Origin of the sequence: Burkholderia sp. MSMB0856 (assembly GCF_001524645.2) — a bacterium.
In the GTDB taxonomy this organism is placed as follows: domain Bacteria; phylum Pseudomonadota; class Gammaproteobacteria; order Burkholderiales; family Burkholderiaceae; genus Burkholderia; species Burkholderia diffusa.
Map to the genome: position 1 here is coordinate 2,178,864 of NZ_CP013428.1, position 24,879 is coordinate 2,203,742.

A 24,879-nucleotide genomic window follows, 5' to 3' on the forward strand; every position below is an offset into this window, starting at 1 on the left:
TTGGCTACTTTCGATTTGCAAATTGGCGTTATTCTCCATCATCGACATCATTGGTAGCCAAAAATGCCAATCAAGCTGGACGCCATCGACCGGCGCATTTTGCGTGCGCTGCAACGAAACTCGAACCAGACGAATGCCGAGCTCGCGCAGCAGGCCGGCCTCTCGCCCACGCCCTGCCTGCGCCGCGTTCACCTGCTCGAGGAACAGGGCGTCATCGACGCATACGTCGCCCTGCTGAACCCGGCAGCCGTCGAGCTGCGATTCACGGCATTCGTGCGCGTCACGCTGGAACGCCAGGACAAGACGACCGTCGAACGCTTCGCGCGCGAGATGGAGCAAGCGCCCGAGGTACTCGAATGCCACCTGATGGCCGGCAGCTACGACTATCTGCTGCGCGTCATCGCGAAGGATCTGGACGATTACCAGCGCTTTCAGATGGAGACGCTCACCCAGATCGAAGGCGTACGCAACGTCGAAACCGAGATTCCGCTGAAACGCATCAAGCAGACGGTGCGTCTGCCGATCTAGGCATGCGGAAAGGCGAAGGCGTGCGTGCTGCCGTCATCGGATCGATGCGGCAGAACACTGCAATGACGTCCGTTCATACAAGATCCTGAAATGCCGTTCGCCACCCGGGGCCACACCGGTGGCTGCACCCGATTTTCTCCGGCACCTTCTTCATCGTTCTCGGCATTTCGTTACTGGCGGCCGTCTGAGTCCTGCTTGGGATCGTTGCACTGGTGTTGCTTCCGCCTGTACGACGATCGTTTCGTGTGCATCGGCGACGCTCCACCGTCGTCCTCACCGCGCTGTGCGTGATGAGCAGCTTCGTCGTCTTGATGGCGGCGATCGGGCGGCGGGCCGAGGCGAACATCAGAAAGGAAGAAGCCGCAAAGCATCCGGCGCTCGAGAAGGGCGCGCGTCTGCTGCGCATCGATATGCCACCCGGTACGCGGCTGTCGCTCTCGCGCGCCGGCGACACGAAATCGATCGAGAAAGCCGAGTTCCCGCACGCGGTCGATGTCTACGGCATTCCCGCCGTCGCAATGACGGTCGGGACGGACTTCGACGATGAAGCGCCGCACGACGAGACGCCTACCCGCATGAGCGAGCCACACCGCCTGCCCGCCGCCGCATCACGCCCTTCACCGACCGAATTTCTCCCGAAACATAGCGTTCAGACGCCGCGGCAAACATAGGCTCGGCCGAGGCCCATCAAAATGCGTCGTCGCGGCTCGAGCTTCGAGCCCCCGAAGCCCGGAAGTGGCCGCGGCCGAAGCACGTAGCTGCGATCCGTGCGCGGTTCTTGTCTCTTCAATACCGGCGAATGTCGAATTTGATTAGCAGAACTTTTGTTTTCCGGATGGACGGGCAGCACCTGTCATGAAAGAGACGCGAACGATTCGATGCGAACGTGAAATCGTGCGCAGACCGTGCAAAACACAACACGACTTTTACATTGAGCCTGGGAACACGAAATGAACAAGCATCAACGAGGGTTGGAACTTTCCGCACGACGCGCACCGAAGAAGTCGAAGGCCACGCTTGCCGTCGCGGTCGGTGCCGCCATGGTCGCATTCGCCGCTTCCGCGCCCGCGCGGGCCGACTACGTGCAGAACGGTACGTCGACAGAAACGTCGGGCGGCTGCGTCGGCAACATCGCGATCTCGGGAAGCGGCACGTATCCGGCGACCGCAACGGGTTGCGACAACGTGGCAATCGGCACCGCGGCGGTGGCGAACTCCGGTTCGTCGACCGGCGCCTATAGCGAAACCGTCGCGATCGGCCGCATGGCCGGCGCGACCGGCACGCAGGCAACTGCGGTCGGCGGCAATTCCACCGCCACCGGAGACCACGCAACGGCGCTCGGCGCGCTTACCCGCGCAACCGGTATCCAGGCGACGGCGGTCGGCGACGGCGCGATCGCCAACGGCGCCACCGCGTCGGCATTCGGTCAGGGTGCCTCGGCCGTCGACCAGGCAACGGCGGTCGGACAAGGCGCGAGCGCGACCGCGACGTTCTCGACGGCGGTCGGCAAAGGCAGCGTGGCGGCCGGCGGGACGGCCCTCGGCTTCCAGGCGAACGCCGGCGCCAACGATGCGGTCGCGCTCGGCATCGACAGCTCGGCGTCCGCAACCGGCAGCGTGGCCATCGCCCGCGCGACGGCATCCGCCGTGAACGCGGTCGCCATCGGCGAAGGCGCGAACGCCGCCGACGCGAACTCCGTCGCATTGGGCTCGAACGCAGCGACGCGCGCGTTCACGACCGTGAGCAGCGTAACGCTCGACGGCGTCAGCTACAGCGGCTTCGCGGGCACGCCGGTCGGTGTGGTCAGCGTCGGCAGCGCCGGCGCCGAGCGGCAGATCGTGAACGTCGCGGCCGGTGCAATCAGCGCAACCAGCACGGACGCCATCAACGGTTCGCAGCTGTTCTCGATCGCAAGCCAAGTTTCGACGTTGACGACGGATCTCGCGGCGCTGACGACCACCGTCGGCAAGATCTCGTCGAGCGTCCCGAGCGGCACGGTGACGGACCCGACGGACACCGCGATTGGCACGAATACGTCGGTCACGGCGACGAACGGAACGGCGGTCGGCAACGGCTCGAACGTCTCGGGCGACAACGGTACGGCGGTCGGCGTGAATTCGACCGTCACCGCGACGAACGGCACGGCCATCGGCACGAATTCGAAGGTCACCGCCACGAACGGCACGGCCGTCGGCACCGGCTCGAATGTTTCCGGCACGGACTCCACCGCGATCGGCACGAACAGCCGCGCGAGCGCCAACAATGCCGTGGCGTTGGGCGCGAACTCGGTCGCGGATCGCGACAACACGGTCTCGATCGGCGCGCCGGGTGCAGAACGCCAGTTGACCAACGTGGCCGACGGCACTGCACCGACGGACGGTGTCAACGTGCGCCAGTTGAACGGCGCGATCAATTCGGTTCGCGAAGAAATGTCGAAGTACCGCAAGGACGCGAACGCTGGCACAGCGAGCGCGATCGCGATGGCCAACGTGCCGCAGGCCGTGCTGCCCGGCGAGAAGGTCGTTGCGCTCGGCGGCGGCACGTACGGCGGTCAAAGCGCGATGGCGGTCGGCCTGTCGGTCGCGACGACGAAATGGCTCGTCAAAGGCTCGATCACGACGGCGGTGTCGGGCCACGGCTCGTTCGGCGCCGGCGCGGGCGTCGGCTATCGCTGGTAGGCGACACCGAGCTGCGTAGCGTCGGCGGACGGCTTGCCGACGCTACGTATACAGCGACGCCTGCGGCAATTCCCCCGTCAACGCGAACCGGCCGACGTCGCGCAGCCGGTAGTCGAGCGGATCGTGCAGCGTATGCGTGCGCGCGTTGCGCCAGAAGCGGTCGAGGCCGAGCGACGCGGCCGTCGCGCGCGCGCCGCACGCATCGAACAGCGCCTCGCCGTTATCGAGCGCCGCGCGCTGCGCGACGATCTTCGCGTCCGACACCGCGAGCGCCACTTCGGCACGTTCGCCGGCCGTCAGCGCGCCGCGCCGCGTCCATGCGCGCTGCAACGCGACGGCCGCGCGATCGGCCAGCGACGCCGCCGCAACCGCCTGCACGCGCATGTCGCCGAAGCGCTGCAGCGTATAGGGATCGTCGCTCGCCTGCGCGACGCCCGAGTTAATCCACGGCCGGCCGTGCGCCAGCACGTATTCGCGCGCCTCGGCCAGCGCGCCTTCCGCAAGCCCGACGAACAGGTTCGTCAACACGAGCTGCGACACCAGCGTGCGTAGCGTCGCGCGCGGCGTCGGCGGCGTCTCGGACCTGTGCAGCACGTCGTCCGGCGCGAGCGTCACGCCGTCGAAGCGCACGCTGCCGCTGTCGGTCTGGCGCTGACCGACGGGATCCCAGTCTTCGTTGACCGTGATCCCGTCGCGATCGGTCGGCACGACGCCGAACACGGCGCGGCCCGTTTCCGGATCGTGCGCGGACACGGTCATCCGCTGCGAGCCGCGCGTGCCCGAGCAGAATCCCTTCACGCCGTCGAGCCGGTAGCCGCCGTCCGGCGTCGCGGTCGCCACCAGCCGCGTGTCGAGCGGGTTCACGGCATTGCCCCACCACCAGCGATGCTCGACCGTGCCGCGCAGATAGCGTTCGCGCTGCGCCGCACTGCCCCACACGTCGACGCTCACCACCTGCAGGACCTGGAACCCGACCAGATGCGCGAGCGCGCTGTCGACGCGCGCGATCCGCCGGATCGTGTCGTAGATCGCCGGCCACTCGGCTTCCTGTCCGCCGAATTCGCGCGGCACCGCGAGCGTCAGCAGGCCCGCGTCGGCGAGCCGCTGCTTCTCGTCGGCCGCATGACCGCCCGCGCGGTCGCGCGCGGCGGCCGTCGCACGCAGCGCGTCGATCGCACGCGCCAGCGCGTCGGCGTCGATCGCGCTGGTGTCGGAGTCCGGCGCCAGCGTCGCCGGGCCGCGAGGATCGTTCATGCGACGGCTTCCTGTGCAACGGTTGCGTGCGCAACTGTATCGCTCGACAGCGGCACCAGCGCGCTGAGTCGACGGCCGGTCAGCCGCGACAGGATCTCGCGCCGCCAGTCGTCGTAGATCGCGCGGTATTCGGCGATATCGGCACCGAACACGTGTGCGGTGTGCGCATATTCGTCGTGCAGATAACCGTCGAGCCGTGCCTGCGTTTCCTCGTCGGCCGCGATCACGCGATCGATCAGCGCGTCGCGCTCGGCGGCCGGCAGCGCCTTCAACGTGTCGAACCACCACTGGACGATCTGCACGCGATGCCACTCCTCGTCCGGTCGAATCCGGTTCTCGCCGTGCTCGCGCATCGCACCGTCGGCGATGCGGCCGGTCTTGCGCTGGATCCACAGCTTCGCGAGGATGTGCAGTTCGTAATGCCATTCGAACGCGAGAAAACCCGCGACGTCGCGCACCGCGATGTCTCCGATGCGTTCCCAGTGCGCGGCGACGAGCCGCTCGACTTCCGGCAGCGGATCGCGGCCCGTCAGTTCGGTCACGCGTTCGCGACCGATCACGGCGTGCGCGCCGTCGTCGCCGAGCTGACGCGACAGGATCAGCTGGAAATGCGGGTCGTCGCGGAACAGCGTGTCGATCGCCTTCGCGACGACCTGCACGATGAACAGGTCGTGCGACGCCATCTTCGTGTAGTAGTCGGCGACGGCGGCCCGTTCATCTTCATCGCGAGGCTCGCGCGGCGGTGTCGCCAGCTTGTCCGGGAAGTCGGGGCGATGGCGTCGCGCGACATCCAGAAACAGCGCTTCCTCGAATTGTCCGTTCCATTCGCGCGGCGCGCCGGTAGGTAAGGTCATGGGTATCGTTCTCTCAGGGTCTTCAATGAAAAGAGCCGGCGCTCGTGGCACCGCTCAGGTACGCCGGGTCACGCGTCGGACCAGGCGGTCGCCCGTGAATTGCACGGCCGAAACGAGTGCGATCAGGATCACGATCACGGTCACCATGACGGTGGTGTCGAAGCGCTGGTAGCCGTAGCGGATCGCGAGATCGCCGAGCCCGCCCGCGCCGACGGCGCCGGCCATCGCGGTCGAGCCGATCAGCGCGACGACGGTGATCGTGAAGCCGCCGAGCATGCCGGGCAGCGCTTCCGGCAGCAGCACGTGCCACACGATGTGGCGACGTTTCGCGCCCATCGCGAGCGCGGCCTCGATCAGTCCGCGATCGACTTCGCGCAGGCTCACCTCGGCAATCCGCGCGAAGAACGGAATCGCGGCGATCGACAGCGGCACGACGGCCGCCCACACGCCGATGGTCGTGCCGATCAGCACGCGCGTGAACGGCAACAGCGCGACGAGCAGGATGATGAACGGCGTCGAGCGGAACACGTTGACGAGCGCACCGAGCACCGCGTTCACGCCGCGCCGCGCATAGATGCCGCCTGGCGCGGTCGTCACGAGGATCACCGCGAGCGGGATGCCGATCAGCGCGGCAATCGCGGCCGACGCGGCGACCATCGACAGCGTGTCGCGGATCGCGTCGAGCAGTTCGGGCCTCCAGAGTTCAAACATAGCCGAGCACCTCCGCGTGGTTCGCATGGCGGCGTGCGCGTTCGAGCAGTGCCGCGACCGCGCCGCCGCGTGCCGGCGGCTGCCCCGCGTCATCCGCGCGCGGCGATGCCGCGATCACGAGACGCCCCTGCGCATGGCCCTGGATCCGCTCGATCCCGCCATGCAGAAAGCGCACCGAACCGCCGAGCGCCGCCGCGAGCGCGCCGACGTCCGGCTCGCCGCCACTCTCGCCCGTATAGCGAACGTCGAGCACCACCTGCGCGCCTTCGGGCAGCACGGCCTGCTCGGGCAACGGCCGTACGCGCGCGGCCAGTTCGGCCGGCAGGTCGTGCACGAGCGTGCTGAGCAGCGCGCGCGTCGCGCCGTGGCGCGGATCGCCGAACACGCGCCACACCGGGCCCGTTTCGACGACCTCGCCCTGCTCGATCACCGCGACCGTGTCGCAGACCGCGCGGATCACTTCCATCTCGTGCGTGATCAGCACGATCGTCAGCCCGAGGCGGCGGTTGATGTCGGCGAGCAGCGAGAGGATCGATTGCGTCGTCTCGGGATCGAGCGCCGAGGTCGCCTCGTCGCACAGCAGCACCTCGGGGTCGTGCACCAGCGCCCGCGCGATGCCGACGCGCTGCTTCTGGCCGCCCGACAGGCTCGCCGGATACGCGTCGCGCTTCGCGGCGAGCCCGACGAGATCGAGCAGCGCCTCGGCCTTGCGCGTGCGCTCGGCCTTCGGTACGCCGGCGATCTTCAGCGGCAGCGCGACGTTCTCGAACACCGTCTTCGCCGACAGCAGGTTGAAATGCTGGAACACCATGCCGGTGCGACGCCGCAGCGCGACGAGCCCATCCTCGTCGAGCGCGCCGACGTCGACGCCCTGCACGCGCACGCTGCCCGAACTCGGCCGCTCGAGGCCGTTCACGAGCCGCAGCAGCGTCGACTTGCCGGCACCGCTGCGGCCGATGATTCCGAACACCTCGCCGCGCCGCACGTCGAGCGTCACGTCGCGCAGCGCGGCGGCCTGGCCGCGCGGCGTCGAGAACACCTTGCCGACGTGCGCGAGCGACACGGCGGCGCCGTCGGCGCGTGCGGCCGCTTCGTCAAGCGCCCCTTGTGCGTGCGCGCCTGCGCCGGCCCGCGCGGCCGAAGCCTCGATGAAACCCAGCGTATCGAACAATTGCGTCATCGCTTCGCTCCGTCACGTTCATGCATGCGCGGGATGCGCGGGTTCCGTCGCCGGCGCGGCGGTGGGCCGGTGCCGCGCGCCCGTGTGCCAGGCCGGCAGCCGTGCGCCGGCGCCGAACAGTTTCTCGCGCAGCGTCGGGGCGGGATCGTAGTCTTCCTTGTAGACGCCGCGGTTCTGCAATTCCGGCACGACCCAGTCGACGAAATCCTCGAACGACTCGGGCATCACGGTGCGCGTCAGATTGAAACCGTCGATGCCCGTCTCGTCGATCCACGACTGCAGTTCGTCCGCGACCTGCGACGGCGAACCGACGATCGGCGCATAGCGGCCGCCCAGCGACATCTGTTCGAGCATCCGGCGCACGGTCCACGTGCCGGTCGTGCTCTTGCGCGAGATCGCGTCGACGGCCGACTGGATCGAGTCGGTCTTCACGTACGAGATCGGCTCGTCGAGGCCGTACTTCGCGAAGTCGATGCCGGTCGAGCTCGCGAAATGCGCGAGGCCGGCTTCCGGGCTCGCGTAGCGCCGGTATTCATCGAACTTCGCGCGCGCGAGACGTTCGGTCTCGGCGGTCACGACGCTCACGCCGGCGAAAATCCTGATCGATGCCGGGTCGCGCCCCTGCCGTGCGGCGGCCGCGCGAATGTCGAGCGCGGCCGCGCGCGCGGCGGCCTTGCTCTGCCCGTTCACGAACACGCATTCCGCATGCCGCCCCGCGAATTCGACGCCGCGCGCCGACGAACCGGCCTGGTACAGCACCGGCGTGCGCTGCAGCGACGGCTCGCTCAGGTGAATCGCGTCGACCGAATAGAACGGCCCGTCGTGCTTCACGCGCCGCACCTTGCCCGGCTGCGCGAACACGCGCGCGTGCGCATCGCGAATCACCGCGTCGTCGTCCCAGCTCTGTTCCCACAGCTTGTAGACGACGTCCATGTAATCGTCCGCGCGTTCGTAGCGGTCGTCGTGGCCGATCTGCTGCGCGAGGCCCATCCCGCGCGCGGCGCTGTCGAGATAGCCGGTCACGATGTTCCAGCCGACGCGCCCCTTCGTCAGGTGGTCGAGCGTCGACATGCGGCGCGCGAACAGGTAAGGCGGCTCGTAGGTCAGGTTCGCGGTCACGCCGAAGCCGAGATGTTGCGTGACCTGCGCCATCGCGGGCACGAGCAGCAGCGGATCGTTGACGGGCACCTGCACCGATTCGCGCAGCGCGGCGTCCGGGCCGCCGCCGAACACGTCGTACACGCCGACGATGTCCGCGAGAAAGATCCCGTCGAACTTGCCGCGTTCGAGCGTCCGCGCGAGATCGGCCCAGTAGTCGAGATCGGTGTAGTGCGCGGAGCGGTCGCGCGGATGCGTCCACAGCCCGTGGTTGATGTGCCCGACGCAGTTCATGTTGAACGCGTTAAGCAGGATCTTCTTGCGGTTCGCCGTCGTCATGTCGCCTCCGTCACCACGCGATCGCGTACAGCGAGCCGAATGCGTTGTCGAGCGCCCGGCGCACCGCCGGCGAGTGCTGGTAGATCGCGATGAACTTGCGGATGCGCGCATCGTTCACGCTCTCCGGCCGCACGACCCACTGGATCGCGAAGTTCTTGTTCTCGGTGCCGTCGAACAGCAGCGCGCTGTTCGGGTCGGTCGTGCCGGCGAGCTTGATGAAGCTCGGGTAGCCCTGTGCAAGGTCGACGTCATCGAGCGAGCGCGCGAGCTGCGACGCTTCGAGCGGGATGATCTTCAGGTGTTTCGGATTCGACACGATGTCGTGCGTCGTCGCGCGGTAGTCGGCGCCCGGTTTCAGCGTGATGAGGCCCGCGCGCTGCAGCAGCAACAGCCCGCGCCCGCCGTTTACCGGATCGTTCGCGATCGCGACGCGCGCGCCGTCCTTCAGCTCGTCGAAGCGCTTCACCTTCTTCGAATAGAGACCGATCTTCATGATCGTGCCGGGCGCGATCGATACGAAGTTGTAGCCGCCCTGCTTCTTCGCGTTCTCGAGAAACGGGATGTGCTGGAAGTAATTGACGTCGATGTCCTTGTTCGCGAGCGCCGCGTTCGGCGTATTCCAGTCGGTGAACTCGACGATCCGCACGTCGAGGCCCTGCTCCTTCGCCTCCTTCGCGGCGATCTTCAGCGCATCGATCTGCGGGCTCGTCGAGATGCCGACCTTCAACGGCGCGGTATCGGCACGCGCGCCGTTCAGCATCACGACGCCGAGCAGCGCGGCGGCCAGCAGGCGGGTCACGCGGCCGGGGGAAAAACGGGTGGAAAAAACGGCATGCAGCATGGGAACCACTCTCCTGTCCAAAGACGGTATCGACGGATGAGCGACGCCGCGGCGAACGCGCGGGCGTTCTCCGGACGGTCGTCGTCGCATCGGAAAAGGATCAGTCGATGATAGAGAGCGGCGGGAAGGCGGTCTACGAAGCGATTGTGCGAAGAAAATCGCGTGCGGCGATATGGCGCGCGATCCGCCGCGCGGGCGGCCGCCCGGATGGCCAGTTGGCCGAAATCTCGGCCTGGCCGGCGGGCGAATTCCGAAATCTCGGCCAGCCTGCGGCTGAACCCTTTCCGCAGACGAAACAAATCCGTTATGAATCAATGCATTGAAAATATTCCGGCAGGCCGGAATCCTGGCACGGGGGTTGCGTAATAGACGGCACACGATGCCGCGAAGCCATGCAGGCATTCCAACATCAGGAGACACGTCTTGCAGACCTCAATCCCTACCCCCGCCCGTGCCGAGCCGATTGCCGAAGCCGGTCCCGCCGCGCGCGAGCGCTTCTGGCCTGAAGGCTGGTGGAAGCTGATGGAAATCCGCATCGGCATCATCCCGCTGCCGGTCTACGTGATCCTGTTCGGGCTGATCGTCGGCTTCGCGGTGACGGGCAAGGTGCCCGGCGAGATCTCGATGGCGATCGCCGTGCTCGCGTTCTTCGGCTTCACCTGCGCGGAACTCGGCAAGCGCCTGCCGCTCTTGCGCAACATCGGCGCGGCCGCGATCTTCGCGACCTTCGTGCCGTCGGCGCTCACCTATTACCACGTGCTGCCGAAGCCGGTGCTGAACCTCACCGTCGAGTTCACGAAGTCGACGAACTTCCTGTATCTGTTCATCGCGTCGATCATCGTCGGCAGCATCCTGAGCATGGACCGGCGCGTGCTGATCCAGGGCTTCGTGAAGATCTTCATTCCGCTCGCCGCCGGTTCGGTCGCGGCCGCGATCGTCGGCACGGCGGTCGGCACCGCGCTCGGCCTCGGCGCGCGCCACACGCTGCTGTACATCGTCGTGCCGATCATGGCGGGCGGCGTCGGCGAAGGCGCGATTCCGCTGTCGATCGGCTATTCGGAACTGATGCACCTGCCGCAGGGCGAGATGTTCGCGATGGTGCTGCCGCCGGTGATGCTCGGCAGCCTGACCGCGATCATCCTGTCGGGCGCGCTCGACATGCTCGGCAAGCGCCTGCCGCACCTGACCGGCAACGGCCGCCTGCAGGTCGGCGAAAGCGGCGACATGACGCCGGAAAGCGAGGAAATCCGCGGCCACGTCGACGTCACGCACATCGCGGGCGCCGGCATCACGGCGATCACGCTGTACCTCGTCGGCCTGATGGCGCACAAGCTGTTCGGCCTGCCCGCGCCGGTCGCGATGCTGTTCCTCGCGGTGCTGGTGAAGCTCGCGCGCGCGGTGTCGCCGCCGCTGCAGGAAGGCGCGTTCGTCGTCTACAAGTTCTTCTCGACCGCCGTCACGTATCCGCTGCTGTTCGCGATCGGCGTCGCGATGACGCCGTGGGACAAGCTGACCGCCGCCTTCACGATCGTCAACGTCGTCACGATCGTGTCGACCGTCGCGACGCTGATGGGCACCGGTTTCGTGGTCGGCCGCCTGCTGAAGATGTACCCTATCGACACCGCAATCGTGAACGCCTGCCACAGCGGGCAAGGCGGCACCGGCGACGTCGCGATCCTGACCGCCGCGAACCGGATGCAGCTGATGCCGTTCGCGCAGATCGCGACGCGCATCGGCGGCGCAATCGTCGTCACTGTGACGCTGATCCTGGTCGCGCACTTCGGATGACGCGCCGCTGCGCGCACCGTCGCGCAGGCTGCTTCGCACGCGCCGCCGCCGGCCCTGCCGGCGCGCGGCGCGCGTCGTTCGGGGCGTCGCTCCGGGGACCGGTTGCGGACGACCGGTTGCGGGCTTCGATGAGGGCGAACGTGCAGAAGAGCTTCAAGGGAATCCCGTGGTGGGGGTGGGCGTCGGCCGCCGTGCTGTATGTCGGCGTGGCGGGCGCGGCCGTCGATTTCGCGTGGGAACGCGCGATCGACGCGCTCGAGGAAACCGGCGCGCATCGGCTCGACCTGTACGCGTCGAGCCTGAAGAGCGAACTCGGCCGCTTCGAGATCCTGCCCGGCCTGGTCGCCCGCCAGGACGGCGTGCGCACGCTGCTGCGGGCCGCGCCGCAAGACCGGCCCGCGCTCACGCACACCGTGAACACGTATCTCGAAGCCGTGAACCGCGACGCGGGCAGCGGTGCCGTCGACGTGATCGACCTGCAGGGCGAAGTGATCGCCGCCAGCAACTGGAACGAGACGATCAGCTTCGTCGGCACCAACGTGTCGTACCGGCCGTACTTCAAGGATGCCCTGGCACACGGCAGCGGCCGCTTCTTCGGGATCGGCACCAACACCGGCGTGCCGGGCGTCTACTTCGCGAGCGCGGTGCGCGACGACGGCGTGCCGATCGGCGCGACCGCCGTGAAGATCAGCGTCGACCCGCTCGAATCCGCATGGCGCGCGCCGGGGGTCGCCGCGATGGTGGTCGACGGCAACGGCGTGGTCGTGATCTCGACCGAGCCGGCGTGGAAATTCACCGCGCTGCGCCCGATCACCGCGCAGCAGCAGCGCGACATCCAGGCGTCGCGGCAATACGCGGGCCGCACGGTCGACGTGCTGCCCTACCGCCACATCGGCGACCGCAGCGCCGCCGCATGGTTCGGCACGTTCCCGGATCCGCGTCACGCCGGCCGCAGCACACGCTATCTCGTGATGTCGCGGCCCGCGCCGCAGGCCGGCGACTCGCTGATGGTGCTGCTCGACATCGCCGGCGCGCGGCGCCAGCAGCAAACCGCGTTCGTGTTCGTCACCGGCGCGTTCCTGATCGCCGCGCTGCTGGTCGGCTACGCGATCCAGCGCCGCCGGGCGATCGTCGCGCGGCTGAACGCGCAGGACGCGCTGCGCCGCGCGAACGACCGGCTCGAGCTGACCGTCGCGCAGCGCACGGCCGCGCTGACGGCCGCGAACGAGCGGATGCAGCGCGAGATCGTCGAACGCGAACGCACCGAGCAGCGGCTGCGCGATTCGCAGCAGGAAGTCGTGCACGCGGGCAAGCTCGCGGTGCTCGGGCAGATGGCCGCGGGCCTCACGCACGAGCTGAACCAGCCGCTCGTCGCGATCCGCACGCTGTGCGACAACGCACGCACGTTCTTCGAGCGCGGCCAGCCGGCGCCGGCATACGCCAATCTCGAACGGATCGGCAAGCTGGTCGACGGCATGGCCGTGCTCACCGGCGAGCTGAAGACCTTCGCGCGCAAGCCCGATGTCGAGCGCGTCGCCGTGTCGCTGAACGAGGCCGTCGCGCACGCGCGGCTCATCTACGATGCGCGGATCCGCGACGAAGGCGTGCAGCTCGACGTGAACATCGCGCCCGGCACGACGGTATCCGCGGAATCGAGCCAGTTGCAGCAGGTGATCGTGAACCTGCTCGGCAACGCGCTCGACGCGGTGCATGACGCGCCCGTGCGGCGCATCGTCATCGAAGCCGCCAGAGCCGACGATGCGGACGCAGCCGGCCGCGTGCGCCTCACCGTCGCCGACAGCGGCGCCGGCATCGCGCCGGAGGTGCTGCCGCACCTGTTCGAGCCGTTCGTCACCACCAAGCCGCGCGGTCAGGGCCTCGGGCTCGGCCTCGCGATCACGTCGCGCATCGTCGAGGCGTTCGGCGCGAAGATCGCCGCGACGAACCGCGACGCCGGCGGCGCGCAGTTCACCATCGAATTCGCGGCGGTCGCGCCGCAACAAAGGACAGAGCATGGAAGATGAGATTCGCGTGCTGGTCGTCGAGGACGATGAAAACGTCCGGATCGGCGTCGAGCAGGCCGTCGCGCTCGCGGGGTTCCCGGTCGACGCGTTCGCGTCGGCCGCCGACGCGCTCGCGCACGTCGCGCCCGGCGCGCCCGTCGTGATCGTGTCGGACGTGCGGATGCCGGGCATCGACGGGCTGCAGCTGCTCGAACGCGTGATGGCCGTCGATACGCAGATTCCGGTCGTGCTGATCAGCGGCCACGCCGACATTTCGACGGCCGTCGGCGCGATGCAGGACGGCGCATACGACTTCATCGAGAAGCCGTTCTCGTCGGACGTGATCGCCGGCCGCGTCGCGCGCGCGGTCGAGAAGCGCCGGCTCACGCTCGAGGTGCAGGGGCTGCGCGCGGCGCTCAACAACTGGCAGGGCATCGAGGCGTTCGTGCTCGGCAAGTCGCCCGCGATGGCCGACGTGCGCAAGAAGATCCTGCGCCTCGCGGATACGTCGGTGTCGGTGCTCATCACCGGCGAGACGGGCACCGGCAAGGAACTGATCGCGCGCAGCCTGCACGACTTCGGCGGCCGGCGCGATGCGCATTTCGTCGCGCTGAATTGCGGCGGCCTGCCCGAGCAGGTGTTCGAGAGCGAGCTGTTCGGCCATGAGGCCGGCGCGTTCACCGGCGCGATCAAGAAGCGCATCGGCAAGATCGAATGGGCGCACGGCGGCACGCTGTTCCTCGACGAGATCGAGACGATGCCGATTCCGCTGCAGATCAAGATGCTGCGCGTGCTGCAGGAACGCGTGGTGGAGCGGCTCGGCGCGAACGAGCTGATTCCGGTCGATTGCCGCGTCGTCGCCGCGTCGAAGGCCGATCTCGCCGAACTCGCGGCCGACGGGCGCTTCCGCGCGGACTTGCTGTATCGGCTCAACGTCGCGCAGATCGAGCTGCCGCCGCTGCGCGAGCGGCGCGAGGACGTGCCGCTGCTGTTCGAGCATTTCGTGCTCGCGGCCGCGCGGCGCTTCGGGCAGCCGGCGCCGGTCGTCACCGCTGCGCAGGTGTCCGAACTGATGACGCATGCATGGCCCGGCAACGTGCGCGAACTGCAGAACGTGGCCGATCGCTTCGTGCTCGGCCTGACGGGCGACAGCCTGCTGTCGTCCGGCGGTGCGCCCGTCGCGGGCGACACGCTCGCGGAGCAGCTCGCATATTTCGAACGGATGCTGATCGAGGACGCGCTGCAGCGTCACAACGGCAACGTCGCGGATGCGAGCGTTGCGCTCGGCATGCCGAAGAAGACGCTTTATCACAAGCTGCGCAACCTGCGGATTCCCGCGCGCGGCGACGCGGCGGCCGACGGCGGCGAATGACGCGAAAGGATACGCACGGCATGGATCGCATCGACATCACCGCACGCGGCCGCATCGACGGCCACCTGATGCGCGGCATCACCCGCGCACACAAGACGTTCCGCCCGAGCGACTGGCCCGAACGGCTCGCGGGCGTCATCACGCTGTTCGTCGGCGAGCGGCGGCCCGGCTATCCGTGCGCGCTGTCGCGGCTCGCGATGCCGGTCGTCGACGGCGGCGTCAAATGCCTGTTCGTGTCGGACGAATTGCGCGACGTATGCGCCGACGCGTTCGACTTCGCGATGCAGTTCGCCGCCGACAACGATCTTCCCGTCGAGCTTCAGACCGCGCCCGCGCTGGTGGTGCGGTAATGCGCGGGCCGCATTCGACGGCCTTCGCCGCGCTTTCATCCGCGCAATCAATCATCAGATGATTGAAAGCTTCGCCACATCCCCACGCTGCGACAAGGGTTTTCAGCCGAACCATCAATAAAATTGATCGTGACGATGAAAATTATGCGTTTTCCTTGCAGCTTGCCGTGAGGCATAGTTGCGACGTGATGACGCACCCATTGAGTTTTCAGTCATGAACATGCGAATCGAGCCGTCGGTGCTCGCGAACCCGGACCTGCAATTTGCGACGCTTTCGTCGGGCATCAGCCTGCCGTATGTCGAGCGGGGGAGCGGCGCGCCGATGGTGTTCGTGCACGGATCGTTGTGCGACTACCGTTACTGGGAGCCGCAACTCGCGTCGCTGTCGGCGCACTACCGCTGCATCGCGCCGAGCCTGAGCCACTACTGGCCGGCCGTCGAAGCGGGCATCCAGGACGAGTTCAGCTGGCAGAACCACGTCGACGAGCTCGCCGAATTCATCGACGCACTCGATCTCGGCCCCGTGCATCTCGTCGGCCACTCGCGTGGCGGCAGCGTCGCGTTCAACGTCGCCCGCCAGCATCCGCAACTCGTCGACACGCTGACGCTCGCGGATCCGGGCGGCCCGCTGCAGCAGCCGGGCGTGCGCGAAGCCGCGCTGCCGGCCGCCGCGATCGCACTGCGCACGAAGGCCGTGAACCTGATCGGGGAAGGCGAAGTGGAAGCCGGCCTCGAGATGTTCGTCGATTCGGTGAGCCTGCCCGGCGCATGGAAGAAGAGCACGTCGCGCTTTCGCACGATGGCGATCGACAACGCGAGCACGCTGCCGAAGCAGCTTCAGGATCCGCTGCCCGCGTATTCGCAGCACTCGGCGTCGGACATCGCGTGCCGCACGCTGCTGATCGACGGCCAGCGCAGCCCGAAGATGTTCCGCAACAACGTCGACACGCTGTCGCAATGGATCGGCGATGCGCAACGGCAGACCGTCGCCGGTGCGTCGCACGGGATGAACGCGGCGAGCCCCGCAGTGTTCAACCGTTACGTGCACGAGTTCGTCGCCGCGTAACGCTCGCGGGCGGCATTCGCGCCGCCCGTTGCTTACTCCCCTTTCTCATTCGAAGCGCTGCGATGCGGGTTGCCTGCATCGCAGCGCTTCGTTCGCGTTCGCGTTCGCGTTCGCGTTCGCGTTCGCGTTCGCGTTCGCGTTCGCGTTCGCGTTCGCGTCACATGATCGGTTCGGGCTTGCGCGTCACCGCATCCGGCAACCCGAACACGCTGTCGAACGACCAGTTGTACGCGAACGTGAAGATCGGGAAGAACACGATCAGCACTGCGTCGTACAGGAACGCCTGCACCAGCGACACGTCGAGCCACCACGCGATCAGCGGGATCAGGAACGTCACGAGCGCGACCTGAAAACCGATCGCATGCACGACGCGCCGCGCGACGGTGCGCGTCGTTTCCGCGCGGCGCCGCTCCCACGCCTCGAACCCGAGGTTGTACAGAAAATTGACGATGACGCCCGTCGTCGAGATCATCACGCCGAGCAGGCCGCTCGTCGTCGCGCTCGCGCCGCTCAGCATGCCGAGCACCGACGATGCGACGAGGATGCCGAGCACCTCGAACATCACGACGTAGACTATGCGTCTCTTCCATCCTTGCATGACCCACCACCTTCATATCGAACGAGGTGGCGAGACTACAGCGGGCACTTCGCCCGCAAAAGTCAGGTCCTTTCAATTTTTCTGACAGGAGGCCGCCGATGCTGACCAGCGACCACATCGACATGCTGCTGACCGTCATCGACAAAGGCTCGTTCTCGGCGGCCGCGCGCGCGCTCGGCCGCACGCCGTCGGCGGTCAGCATGGCGATCGCGAACCTCGAGGCCGAGCTGGACCTCGTGCTGTTCGATCGCGGCACGCGCGAACCCACGCCGACCGCCGCGATGGCCGCGCTGCTGCCCGATGCGCGGTCGATCGCCGAACGGTTGCAGGCGTTGCGCGCGCATGCGCAGCACTTGTCGGAAGGCGTCGAGGACACGCTGCGGCTCGGCCTCGCGGCGGAGCTCGACGGCGCGCCCGTTGCGCGCGCACTGACCGCCGTCGCCGCGAAATATCCGGCGCTCGCGATCAGCATCGTCACCGCGCCGCAGGACGCGATCGTCGACGCATTGCATCGCGGCGCGATCGATCTCTGCGTCGCGTACGGCGGGCTCGATCTTCATCCGCAGGAACAGATCCACGCGCTGTGGACCGAGACGCTGATCGCCGTCGCCGCGCCCGGTCATCCGTCGATTGCCGAAGCCGCGCATCCCGAGGCGATCGAACGGCTGTCGGGGTTTCGGCAGATCGTCATCGCGGACCCGGAACGGCCGCTCACCGACGTGCGTCCCGTGATCGGCAACCGCACGTGGAAGGTGACCGACATGGCCACCGCGATCGCGCTCGTGAAGGCCGGACACGGCTGGGCGAACCTGCCCGAATCGCTGATCGGCCGGTATGTCGAAGACGGCGAACTGGCGCCGCTCGTGTTCGCAAACATCCGCAACGGGCTGCCGCTGCCCGTGTACCTGCGCCGGCCGAAGTACACGGGGCTCGGCAAGGCGGCCAGCGAACTGGTGCGGGCGCTGCGGGCGGAAAGCGACAGCAGGTAAGCGGTGCGGCGGCGAATGCCGCCGCAGCGTTGGTCAATGCCCGACGGCTCGACCGTTAGTTGCAGTTGCTTCGCGTCTTCCGGCAATCCCCCAATCCGACGTGGGACCTGCAACCGGAGCGACGCACCTGCGGCACCGCGACAAAAGGCCAACAAAAAAACCCGATCCGCGTTACCACGGATCGGGTTCTTCGATCGACCGCCCGTTACGGCAGCCCGTCGCCGGCCGGCATATCAACGCACGGCGACTTCCTGCTTGCCCGTCGCCGCATCGCCGACCGCCGTCGGCGCCGCGCCCCACCCGCCGCCCAGCGCGCGGATCAGGTTGACGGTCGACACGGCCTGCGCACCGGTCAGCTGGTTCGCCTGCAATTGCGACTGCAGCACCGACCGCTCGCTGTCGATCACGTCGAGATAGGCGACCTCACCTTCCTGATACTGCGTACGCGACAGCGTCGCCGCACGGCGCGACGCATTGACGGCCGCATCCTGCGCGCGAATCTGGTCGTCGAGCAGACGCAGATCGGCGAGATTGTCCTCGACCTCGCGGAACGCGACGAGCACTTGCTGCCGGTAGTTCGCGACCTGCTCGTCATACTGCGCGCGCGCCTGCTGCACGCCCGCCGCACGGCGGCCGCCGTCGAACAGCGGCAGCGTCAGCGCGGTGCCGGCGAACGGCCCGAGCAGGAACGTGCGGCTCGACCACAGGAACAGGTTGCCCAGCGTCGACGCTTCATAACCGAACGCACCCGTGATATCGAGCTTCGGGAAATACGCCGACTTCGCGAGGCCGATCCGCGCGTTCGCGGCCGCCATCGCGCGCTCGGCCGCCGACACGTCCGGGCGGCGTTCGAGCAGCGCGGACGGCAGGCCGGCGGGCACCTTCACCGCGACCGGCACGATCGGCGTCTCCTTGAACGCGAAGTCCGCGGGCGCCTTGCCGAGCAGGATCGCGAGCGCATGCTCGGACGCCGCGCGCCGACGCGCGACGCCGACCGCATCGGCCTGCGCGGTCGCCAGTTCGTTCTTCGCGCGCGACACGTCGAGCTCGCTGATGTCGCCTTCGTTGAAGCGGCGCTGCACGAGCTTGAGCGCCTGGTCGCGCAATTCGACCGTGCGACGGTACAGGTCCTGATCCGAGTCGAGCTGGCGCAGTTCGAAGTAGTTCTGCGCGACGTCCGCCTGCAGCGCGAGCTGCACCGAACGGAACAGCGCTTCGCTCTGCGCCTGGTCGGCGCGCGACGCCTCGACGTTGCGGCTCACGCGGCCGAACAGGTCTGCCTCGTACGACACCGTGCCCTGCGCGCGCCACAGCGTCGCGGTGGTCGGACCCGTGCCCTGCGGCTGGAACTGCGACGCCGACGACAGCCCTTCGCGCGTCGGCCCGAATCCGGCGCCGACCTGCGGGAACCACTGCGAGCGCGCGGTGCGGGTCGCCGCACGCGCTTCCTCGACGCGCGCCGCCGCGGCCTTCAGGTTCTGGTTCGCGGCGAGCGCCTGCGATTCGAGCGAGTCGAGCACCGGATCGCCGAACACCTTCCACCATTCGCCGCGATGCTCGCCGTCCGCCGGTTCGGCGGTCTTCCACGTGCCGGCCTGTTCGCCGGCCGCGAGCGTCGGCGCTTCCTTGAACGCCGCGGGCGTCGACACGTCCGGGCGCTTGTAGTCGGGCCCCACCGCGCACGCGGCGAGCAGCGTCGCGAGCAGGGTGCTCGCGGCCGCCACCTTCGCGAAGCGCATCAGGCCATTCGAGTTGTGCATGTTGTCCATCTTTTTATCCTCAAGCATCCGAAGCCGGCACGCCTTGGCCCGGCACGCCATAGCCGGCGGAGTCCTTGCCGGCGACGTGGATCTTGCCGCCCGCCAGCGTGCGCAGCACGACGTAGAACACCGGCGTCAACATCAGCCCGAACAGCGTCACGCCGAGCATCCCGAAGAACACTGCGATACCCATCGCATGTCGCATCTCGGAGCCCGCGCCCGTCGACATGACGAGCGGCACGACGCCCATGATGAATGCGATCGACGTCATCAGGATCGGGCGCAGCCGCAGCCGGCTCGCCTCGATCGCGGCCTCGAGCGGCGTCCTGCCGTCATGCTCCAGTTCGCGTGCGAATTCGACGATCAGGATCGCGTTCTTCGCCGACAACCCCACCAGCACCATCAAGCCGATCTGCGTGAAGATGTTGTTGTCGCCCTGCGTGAGCCACACGCCCGTCAGCGCCGACAAAATGCTCATCGGCACGATCAGGATCACCGCGAGCGGCAGCGTCAGGCTTTCATACAGCGCGGCGAGCACGAGGAACACGAGCAGCACGCTGATCGGGAACACCCACATCGCCGAATCGCCCGCGAGGATCTGCTGGTACGTGAGGTCGGTCCATTCGAACCGCACGCCGCGCGGCAGCGTTTCATGCGCGATGCGCTCGATCGCGGCCTGCGCCTGGCCCGACGAGAAGCCCGGCGCCGGGCCGCCGTTGATGTCGGCCGCCGTGTAGCCGTTGTAGCGCACGACCATTTCCGGGCCGAACGTCGGCGTCACCGTGACGAGCGACGACAGCGGCACCATCTCGCCACGGTCGTTGCGCGTCTTCAGCTGCAGGATGTCGTCCGCGCGCTGACGGAACGGCGCATCGGCCTGCACGCGCACCTGGTACACGCGTCCGAAGCGGTTGAAGTCGTTCACGTACAGCGAGCCGAGATACACCTGCATCGTGTTGAATACGTCGGTGACCGGCACGCCGAGCTGCTTCGCCTTCACGCGGTCGAGATCGACGTTGAGCTGCGGCACATTGATCTGATAGCTCGTGAACAACGGGCCGAGCTCCGGCGCCTGCTGCGCGCGCTTGATGAAGTCGTTGGTCGCATCCGACAGCTTCGCGTAGCCGACCGCGCCGCGATCCTCGATCTGCATCTTGAACCCGCCGAGCGTGCCGAGGCCGAGCACCGGCGGCGGCGGAAACACCGCTACGAACGAGTCCTTGATCGCGCCGTACTGCTGGTTCAGCGCACCGGCGATCGCACCGGCCGACAGCGCCTTGCCGTGCCGCTCCGAGAACGGCTTGAGCGTGACGAACACGATGCCCGCGCTCGAGCTGTTGGTGAAGCCGTTCACCGACAGCCCCGGGAACGCGACCGCGCTTTCGACGCCCGGCTGCTTCAGCGCGATCGAGCCCATGTCGCGAATCACCTTCTCGGTGCGGTCGAGCGACGCGCCGTTCGGCAACTGCGCGAACGCGATCAGGTATTCCTTGTCCTGCGCGGGCACGAAGCCGCCCGGCACGATCTTCGACACGAGCACGGTCGCGCCCACCAGCACGAGATACACGCCGAGCATCAGCGTCTTGCGCGACAGCACGCCGCGCACGCCGCGGCCATAGTTCTCCGCGCCGCGATGGAACACCTTGTTGAAGCGCCTGAAGAAGCCGCCGAGCACGCGGTTCATCGCGCGCGTGAGCCAGTCCTCCTTGTCGCCATGGCCCTTCAGCAGGATTGCGGACAGCGCCGGCGACAGCGTCAGCGAGTTGAACGCCGAGATCACCGTCGAGATCGCGATCGTCATCGCGAACTGCTTGTAGAACTGGCCGGTCAGGCCCGACATGAACGCGAGCGGCACGAACACGGCGACGAGCGTCAGCGCGATCGCGATGATCGGCCCGCTCACTTCCTGCATCGCCTTGTAGGTCGCTTGCCGCGCGTTCATCCCGCTTTCGATGTTGCGCTCGACGTTCTCGACGACCACGATCGCATCGTCGACCACGATACCGATCGCGAGCACCATCCCGAACAGCGACAGCGCGTTGATCGAATAACCGAAGCCGAGCAGCAGCGAGAACGTGCCGATGATCGACACCGGCACCGCGATCAGCGGAATCAGCGATGCGCGCCAGGTCTGCAGGAACACGATCACGACGATCACGACCAGCGCGATCGCTTCGAGCAGCGTGTGCACCACGGCCTTGATCGACGAGCGCACGAACTGCGTCGGGTCATAGACGATCTTGTAGTCGACGCCGGCCGGCATGTCCTGCTTCAGCTCGGCCATCGTTTTGCGCACTTCGTCGGAGATCTGCAGCGAGTTCGCGCCCGGCGACTGGTTGATCGCCATCGCGACGGCGGGCTTGTTGTCGAGCAGCGAGCGCAGCCCGTATTCGGACGCATCCAGTTCGATGCGCGCGATGTCGCGCAGGTGCGTGACGCCGCCGTCCGGCGTTGTCTTCACGACGATGTCGCCGAACTCGTCTTCCGTCTGCAGACGGCCGCGCGCGTTGACCGACAGCTGCAGCGGCGTGCCGGGCAGCGACGGCGACGCGCCGATCACGCCGGCCGCGACCTGCACGTTCTGCTCGCGGATCGCCTGCACGACGTCCTCGGCGGACAGCCCGCGCTGCGCGACCTTCTGCGGATCGAGCCACACGCGCATCGCGTAGTCGCCCGAGCCCCACAGCTGCACCTGACCGACGCCCTGGATCCGCGACAGGCGATCCTTTACGTTGATCAGCGCGTAGTTGCGCAGGTAGGTCATGTCGTAGCGGTTGTCCGGCGAGATCAGGTGGACCACCATCGTCAGCGTCGGCGAACTCTTCACCGTGGTGATGCCGAGCCGCTGCACGTCTTCCGGCAAACGCGGCAACGCCTGGTTCACGCGGTTCTGCACGAGCTGCGTGGCCTTGTCCGGATCGGTGCCCAGCTTGAACGTGACGGTGATCGTCATGTTGCCGTCGCTGTTCGCCTGCGACTGCATGTAGAGCATGTCCTCGACGCCGTTGATCTGCTCCTCGAGCGGCGACGCGACCGTCTCGGCGATCACTTTCGGGTTGGCGCCGGGGTACTGCGCCTTCACGATCACGGAAGGCGGCACGACTTCCGGATACTCCGAAATCGGCAGCAGGAACATCGCGATCACCCCGCCGAGCAGGATGATCACCGATAGGACTCCTGCAAAGATCGGCCGGTCGATAAAGAATTTTGAAATGTTCATGTCTGGCTCTGTCTGGTTGAACGCGGAAACCGTAGCGGCGGGCCGCTTACGATTCCGCCTTCGCCGGTGCGGCCGGCTTCGCGTTATCCGCGAGCGGCGCGGACGGCGCATCGCCGCCCGTCATCGGGACCATGTGCGGCTTCACCTGCTCGCCCGGGCGCACGCGCTGCGTGCCGTTCACGATCACGCGATCGCCGGCGGACAAGCCGCTCACGATCACGCGCCGGTTGCCGTGCTGCAGGCCCTGCTGCACTTCGCGATACGACACGCGGCCCTGCTGGTCGACGACGAACACGAACTTCTTGTCCTGGTCGGTGTTGATCGCGGCGTCGTCGACGAGCAGCGCCTGGTGCGGCGCGCTGCCGCCCACCTTCACGCGTGCGTAGAGACCCGGGACGAGCGCGCCGTCCGCGTTGTCGAAACGCGCGCGCACGCGGATCGTGCCGGACGACGTGTCGAGCCGGTTGTCGACCGAGTCGATCTCGCCGCTGCGCGAGTAGCCCGTTTCATTCGCGAGGCCGAGCTCGACCGGCACCTTGCGGCCGTTGCGCGCGCCGTTGATGTATTGCAGGTAGGTCTGCTCGTCCGCGTCGAACGATGCGTAGATCGGCGACACCGATACCAGCGTCGTCAGCGGCGCGGCCGACGCGCCGGCCGACACGACGTTGCCGAGCGTGATTTCCGCGCGCGACACACGGCCCGACACGGGGGCGGTGATGCGCGTGTAGCCGAGATTGATGCGCGCCGTTTCCAGCGCGGCTTCGGCGGCCTTCAGGTTCGCGCTCGCCTCGCGCGCGGCGTTCTGCTTCTCGTCGTAGTCGCGCTTCGCGATCGCGTTGTCGCCGATCAGCCGCTGCGCGCGCTGCCAGTCGCTCTGCGCGTAGCCGTTGCGGGCCTGCGCGGCGGCGAGCTGCGCGGCCGCGCGGTCGGTTTCGGCCTGATACGGGCGCGGGTCGATCACGAACAGCACGTCGCCCTTCTTCACGAGCGCGCCGTCCTTGAAGTTCACCGCGACGATCGTGCCCGACACCTGCGGGCGCACGTCGACTTTCTCGACCGCCTCGAGGCGGCCCGAATAGCTTTGCCAATCGGTGACGGTCTGCGGCACGACGGTCGCGACGTCGACTTCCGGCAGCGGCGCCGCCGCTTTCTCGGGTGCGTTCGCGTTCACGCGCATCGCGCCGAACGTGCCGAGGCCGACGACGGCGAGCGTCACGATCGCCGCGGTCGCGATTCGGGAGCGGGAGGTGCGTAGGATGGCCATGTGGATCTCCAATAAGCGTGGATTGGTCTGGTTATTCGGAACGGTTCGGCTGGCGCGCCTGGAAGCGGCACTGGAAGAAGCGCACGGCCTCCTCGAGCGCGGCTTCGTGCGTCGCGAGCGACGCGTGCGTGACGTCCGGGTAGCGGATCACCTGCGTGAGCACGCCCGATGAAATCAGGCAGCCCGCATATTTCTCCGCTTCGACGTGCAGCACGTCGTTCTGCGCGGTGACGACGAGCGTCGGCGGCAGGCCCGCGAGGCGCACCGATTCGAGCGGCGCCGCATACGGGTGCATGCGCTGCGCCGCCTGTGGCAGATAGGCGCGATAACAGGCCGCGCATTCGCGCGCGGTGATGTCGGATGAAAGGCGTTCTGCGTCGCCGATGCGCGTCATGCTCGGGTCGAGCATCGGCCCGAACAGCGCCTGTGCGGCGATCGACACTTCACCGCGATCGCGCGCGATGAACGCGAGACAGTTCGCGAGCTGACCGCCCGCGTCGTGCCCCGCGACGCCGATCTTCTTCGGATTGCCGCCGAACGCGCGGGCGCGCGTCGCGGCCCATACGGCGGCGCGATACGCATCCTCCGGCGCGGCCGGAAAAGGAAAGGCCGGCGCGAGCGAATAATCGACCGACACTACGAGAGCTGGTAAGCGTTCTGCTAAAAAGCGCGCGGCGAAGTCGGCGTCGTCGAGCGTGCCGCGCACGAAACCGCCGCCGTGGAAATAAAGCACTACCGGCAGTCCGGTCTTGTCCGCACGCCGATAGAGGCGCAGCACGATGTCCTGCGCGTAGCCGGGAATTTCCACTTCCGCGACCGTCAATGCCGCGCCGGCTCTGGCTTCGGCGGGCAATGCGGCTTTCAGGAATTTGCTGAATTCAGAAGCGTCCATGACGATGCAGCATCCATTTCGAGATGGAACGAATTCTGGGTCCGGCAGACATTGGGATAAATGCCTATAATCCGGCAACACAATTCAACACCCC

General features: G+C 67.6%; 21 protein-coding genes. 10 read left to right on the forward strand and 11 right to left on the reverse strand.

Annotated elements, in window-relative coordinates; all coding sequences use genetic code 11:
* Positions 1 to 63: 63 nt before the first annotated feature.
* From WS87_RS27370 to WS87_RS27380, 3 genes are all read left to right on the forward strand, one after another.
* Entirely contained in the window at positions 64 to 528 is a 465-nt protein-coding gene (locus tag WS87_RS27370; protein ID WP_044845745.1) for an Lrp/AsnC family transcriptional regulator, read from the forward strand.
* A 290-nt stretch (positions 529 to 818) separates the two neighbouring features.
* Positions 819 to 1,199, forward strand: a complete 381-nt coding sequence (locus WS87_RS27375) for a hypothetical protein (RefSeq protein WP_159085712.1) — start codon at positions 819 to 821, stop codon at positions 1,197 to 1,199.
* 279 nt (positions 1,200 to 1,478) lie between these two features.
* Positions 1,479 to 3,206, forward strand: coding sequence for a YadA family autotransporter adhesin (locus tag WS87_RS27380; protein WP_059814878.1), 1,728 nt, complete (start codon positions 1,479 to 1,481; stop codon positions 3,204 to 3,206).
* Positions 3,207 to 3,248: 42 nt separating this feature from the next.
* Here the strand turns inward: WS87_RS27380 and WS87_RS27385 are convergent, their stop codons facing one another.
* From WS87_RS27385 to WS87_RS27410, 6 genes are read right to left on the reverse strand one after another with little or no spacing between them, the layout of a single operon-like run.
* Positions 3,249 to 4,460 carry an acyl-CoA dehydrogenase family protein gene (locus WS87_RS27385; RefSeq protein WP_059814883.1) on the reverse strand — a complete coding sequence of 404 codons (1,212 nt, stop codon included), beginning with the start codon at positions 4,458 to 4,460 and terminating at the stop codon, positions 3,249 to 3,251.
* Positions 4,457 to 5,314: a hypothetical protein gene (locus tag WS87_RS27390; protein WP_059814888.1), complete on the reverse strand. Its 858-nt coding sequence runs from the start codon at positions 5,312 to 5,314 to the stop codon at positions 4,457 to 4,459. Before WS87_RS27390 ends, WS87_RS27385 begins: the two co-directional genes overlap by 4 nt.
* 54 nt (positions 5,315 to 5,368) lie before the next feature.
* Entirely contained in the window at positions 5,369 to 6,025 is a 657-nt protein-coding gene (locus WS87_RS27395) for a methionine ABC transporter permease (protein ID WP_059814891.1), read from the reverse strand.
* A complete protein-coding gene (locus WS87_RS27400; RefSeq protein WP_059814896.1) occupies positions 6,018 to 7,205 on the reverse strand; it encodes a methionine ABC transporter ATP-binding protein in 1,188 nt (395 codons plus the stop codon). Before WS87_RS27400 ends, WS87_RS27395 begins: the two co-directional genes overlap by 8 nt.
* An 18-nt stretch (positions 7,206 to 7,223) precedes the next feature.
* Entirely contained in the window at positions 7,224 to 8,642 is a 1,419-nt protein-coding gene (locus WS87_RS27405; RefSeq protein ID WP_059814899.1) for an LLM class flavin-dependent oxidoreductase, read from the reverse strand.
* A 10-nt stretch (positions 8,643 to 8,652) separates the two neighbouring features.
* Positions 8,653 to 9,483: a MetQ/NlpA family ABC transporter substrate-binding protein gene (locus WS87_RS27410; RefSeq protein ID WP_059814903.1), complete on the reverse strand. Its 831-nt coding sequence runs from the start codon at positions 9,481 to 9,483 to the stop codon at positions 8,653 to 8,655.
* A gap of 107 nt (positions 9,484 to 9,590) precedes the next feature.
* Between WS87_RS27410 and WS87_RS33755 the strand changes: the two genes are divergently transcribed.
* The 6 genes from WS87_RS33755 to WS87_RS27435 all read left to right on the forward strand — a co-directional run bounded on the left by WS87_RS33755 (position 9,591) and on the right by WS87_RS27435 (position 16,062).
* On the forward strand, positions 9,591 to 9,806 hold the full coding sequence (locus tag WS87_RS33755) for a hypothetical protein (protein WP_159085713.1): 216 nt from the start codon (positions 9,591 to 9,593) through the stop codon (positions 9,804 to 9,806).
* Positions 9,807 to 9,906: 100 nt separating this feature from the next.
* Positions 9,907 to 11,271 (forward strand): 2-hydroxycarboxylate transporter family protein, encoded by a 1,365-nt coding sequence (locus WS87_RS27415; protein ID WP_059814907.1) that lies wholly within the window; start codon positions 9,907 to 9,909, stop codon positions 11,269 to 11,271.
* A gap of 128 nt (positions 11,272 to 11,399) precedes the next feature.
* Positions 11,400 to 13,295 (forward strand): sensor histidine kinase, encoded by a 1,896-nt coding sequence (locus tag WS87_RS27420; protein WP_059815239.1) that lies wholly within the window; start codon positions 11,400 to 11,402, stop codon positions 13,293 to 13,295.
* Entirely contained in the window at positions 13,285 to 14,646 is a 1,362-nt protein-coding gene (locus WS87_RS27425) for a sigma-54-dependent transcriptional regulator (RefSeq protein ID WP_059814912.1), read from the forward strand. The genes WS87_RS27420 and WS87_RS27425 overlap by 11 nt, the downstream gene beginning before the upstream one ends.
* A gap of 20 nt (positions 14,647 to 14,666) precedes the next feature.
* Positions 14,667 to 14,996: a DUF3579 domain-containing protein gene (locus tag WS87_RS27430; protein ID WP_059815244.1), complete on the forward strand. Its 330-nt coding sequence runs from the start codon at positions 14,667 to 14,669 to the stop codon at positions 14,994 to 14,996.
* A gap of 214 nt (positions 14,997 to 15,210) precedes the next feature.
* Positions 15,211 to 16,062, forward strand: coding sequence for an alpha/beta fold hydrolase (locus WS87_RS27435; RefSeq protein ID WP_059814915.1), 852 nt, complete (start codon positions 15,211 to 15,213; stop codon positions 16,060 to 16,062).
* 157 nt (positions 16,063 to 16,219) lie between these two features.
* Here WS87_RS27435 and WS87_RS27445 read toward each other — a convergent pair whose 3' ends face one another.
* Positions 16,220 to 16,660, reverse strand: coding sequence for a PACE efflux transporter (locus WS87_RS27445; protein WP_059528471.1), 441 nt, complete (start codon positions 16,658 to 16,660; stop codon positions 16,220 to 16,222).
* 98 nt (positions 16,661 to 16,758) lie between these two features.
* Here WS87_RS27445 and WS87_RS27450 point away from each other — a divergent pair, with 98 nt between their 5' ends.
* The gene (locus tag WS87_RS27450) at positions 16,759 to 17,649 is read left to right on the forward strand and encodes a LysR family transcriptional regulator (protein ID WP_059814918.1); all 891 of its coding nucleotides are present in this window, start codon (positions 16,759 to 16,761) and stop codon (positions 17,647 to 17,649) included.
* Between the two features lie 233 nt (positions 17,650 to 17,882).
* Here WS87_RS27450 and opcM read toward each other — a convergent pair whose 3' ends face one another.
* Genes opcM through WS87_RS27470 form a run of 4 tightly spaced genes read right to left on the reverse strand, consistent with a single transcriptional unit; the run spans position 17,883 to position 24,785 of the window.
* Positions 17,883 to 19,418, reverse strand: coding sequence for a multidrug efflux transporter outer membrane subunit OpcM (opcM, locus tag WS87_RS27455; protein WP_059814921.1), 1,536 nt, complete (start codon positions 19,416 to 19,418; stop codon positions 17,883 to 17,885).
* A gap of 10 nt (positions 19,419 to 19,428) precedes the next feature.
* Positions 19,429 to 22,629 (reverse strand): multidrug efflux RND transporter permease subunit CeoB, encoded by a 3,201-nt coding sequence (gene ceoB / locus WS87_RS27460; RefSeq protein ID WP_059528481.1) that lies wholly within the window; start codon positions 22,627 to 22,629, stop codon positions 19,429 to 19,431.
* A 46-nt stretch (positions 22,630 to 22,675) separates the two neighbouring features.
* Positions 22,676 to 23,893, reverse strand: a complete 1,218-nt coding sequence (gene ceoA, locus WS87_RS27465) for a multidrug efflux RND transporter periplasmic adaptor subunit CeoA (protein ID WP_059528484.1) — start codon at positions 23,891 to 23,893, stop codon at positions 22,676 to 22,678.
* Between the two features lie 31 nt (positions 23,894 to 23,924).
* Entirely contained in the window at positions 23,925 to 24,785 is an 861-nt protein-coding gene (locus WS87_RS27470; RefSeq protein WP_059814924.1) for an alpha/beta hydrolase, read from the reverse strand.
* Between the last annotated feature and the right edge of the window lie 94 nt (positions 24,786 to 24,879).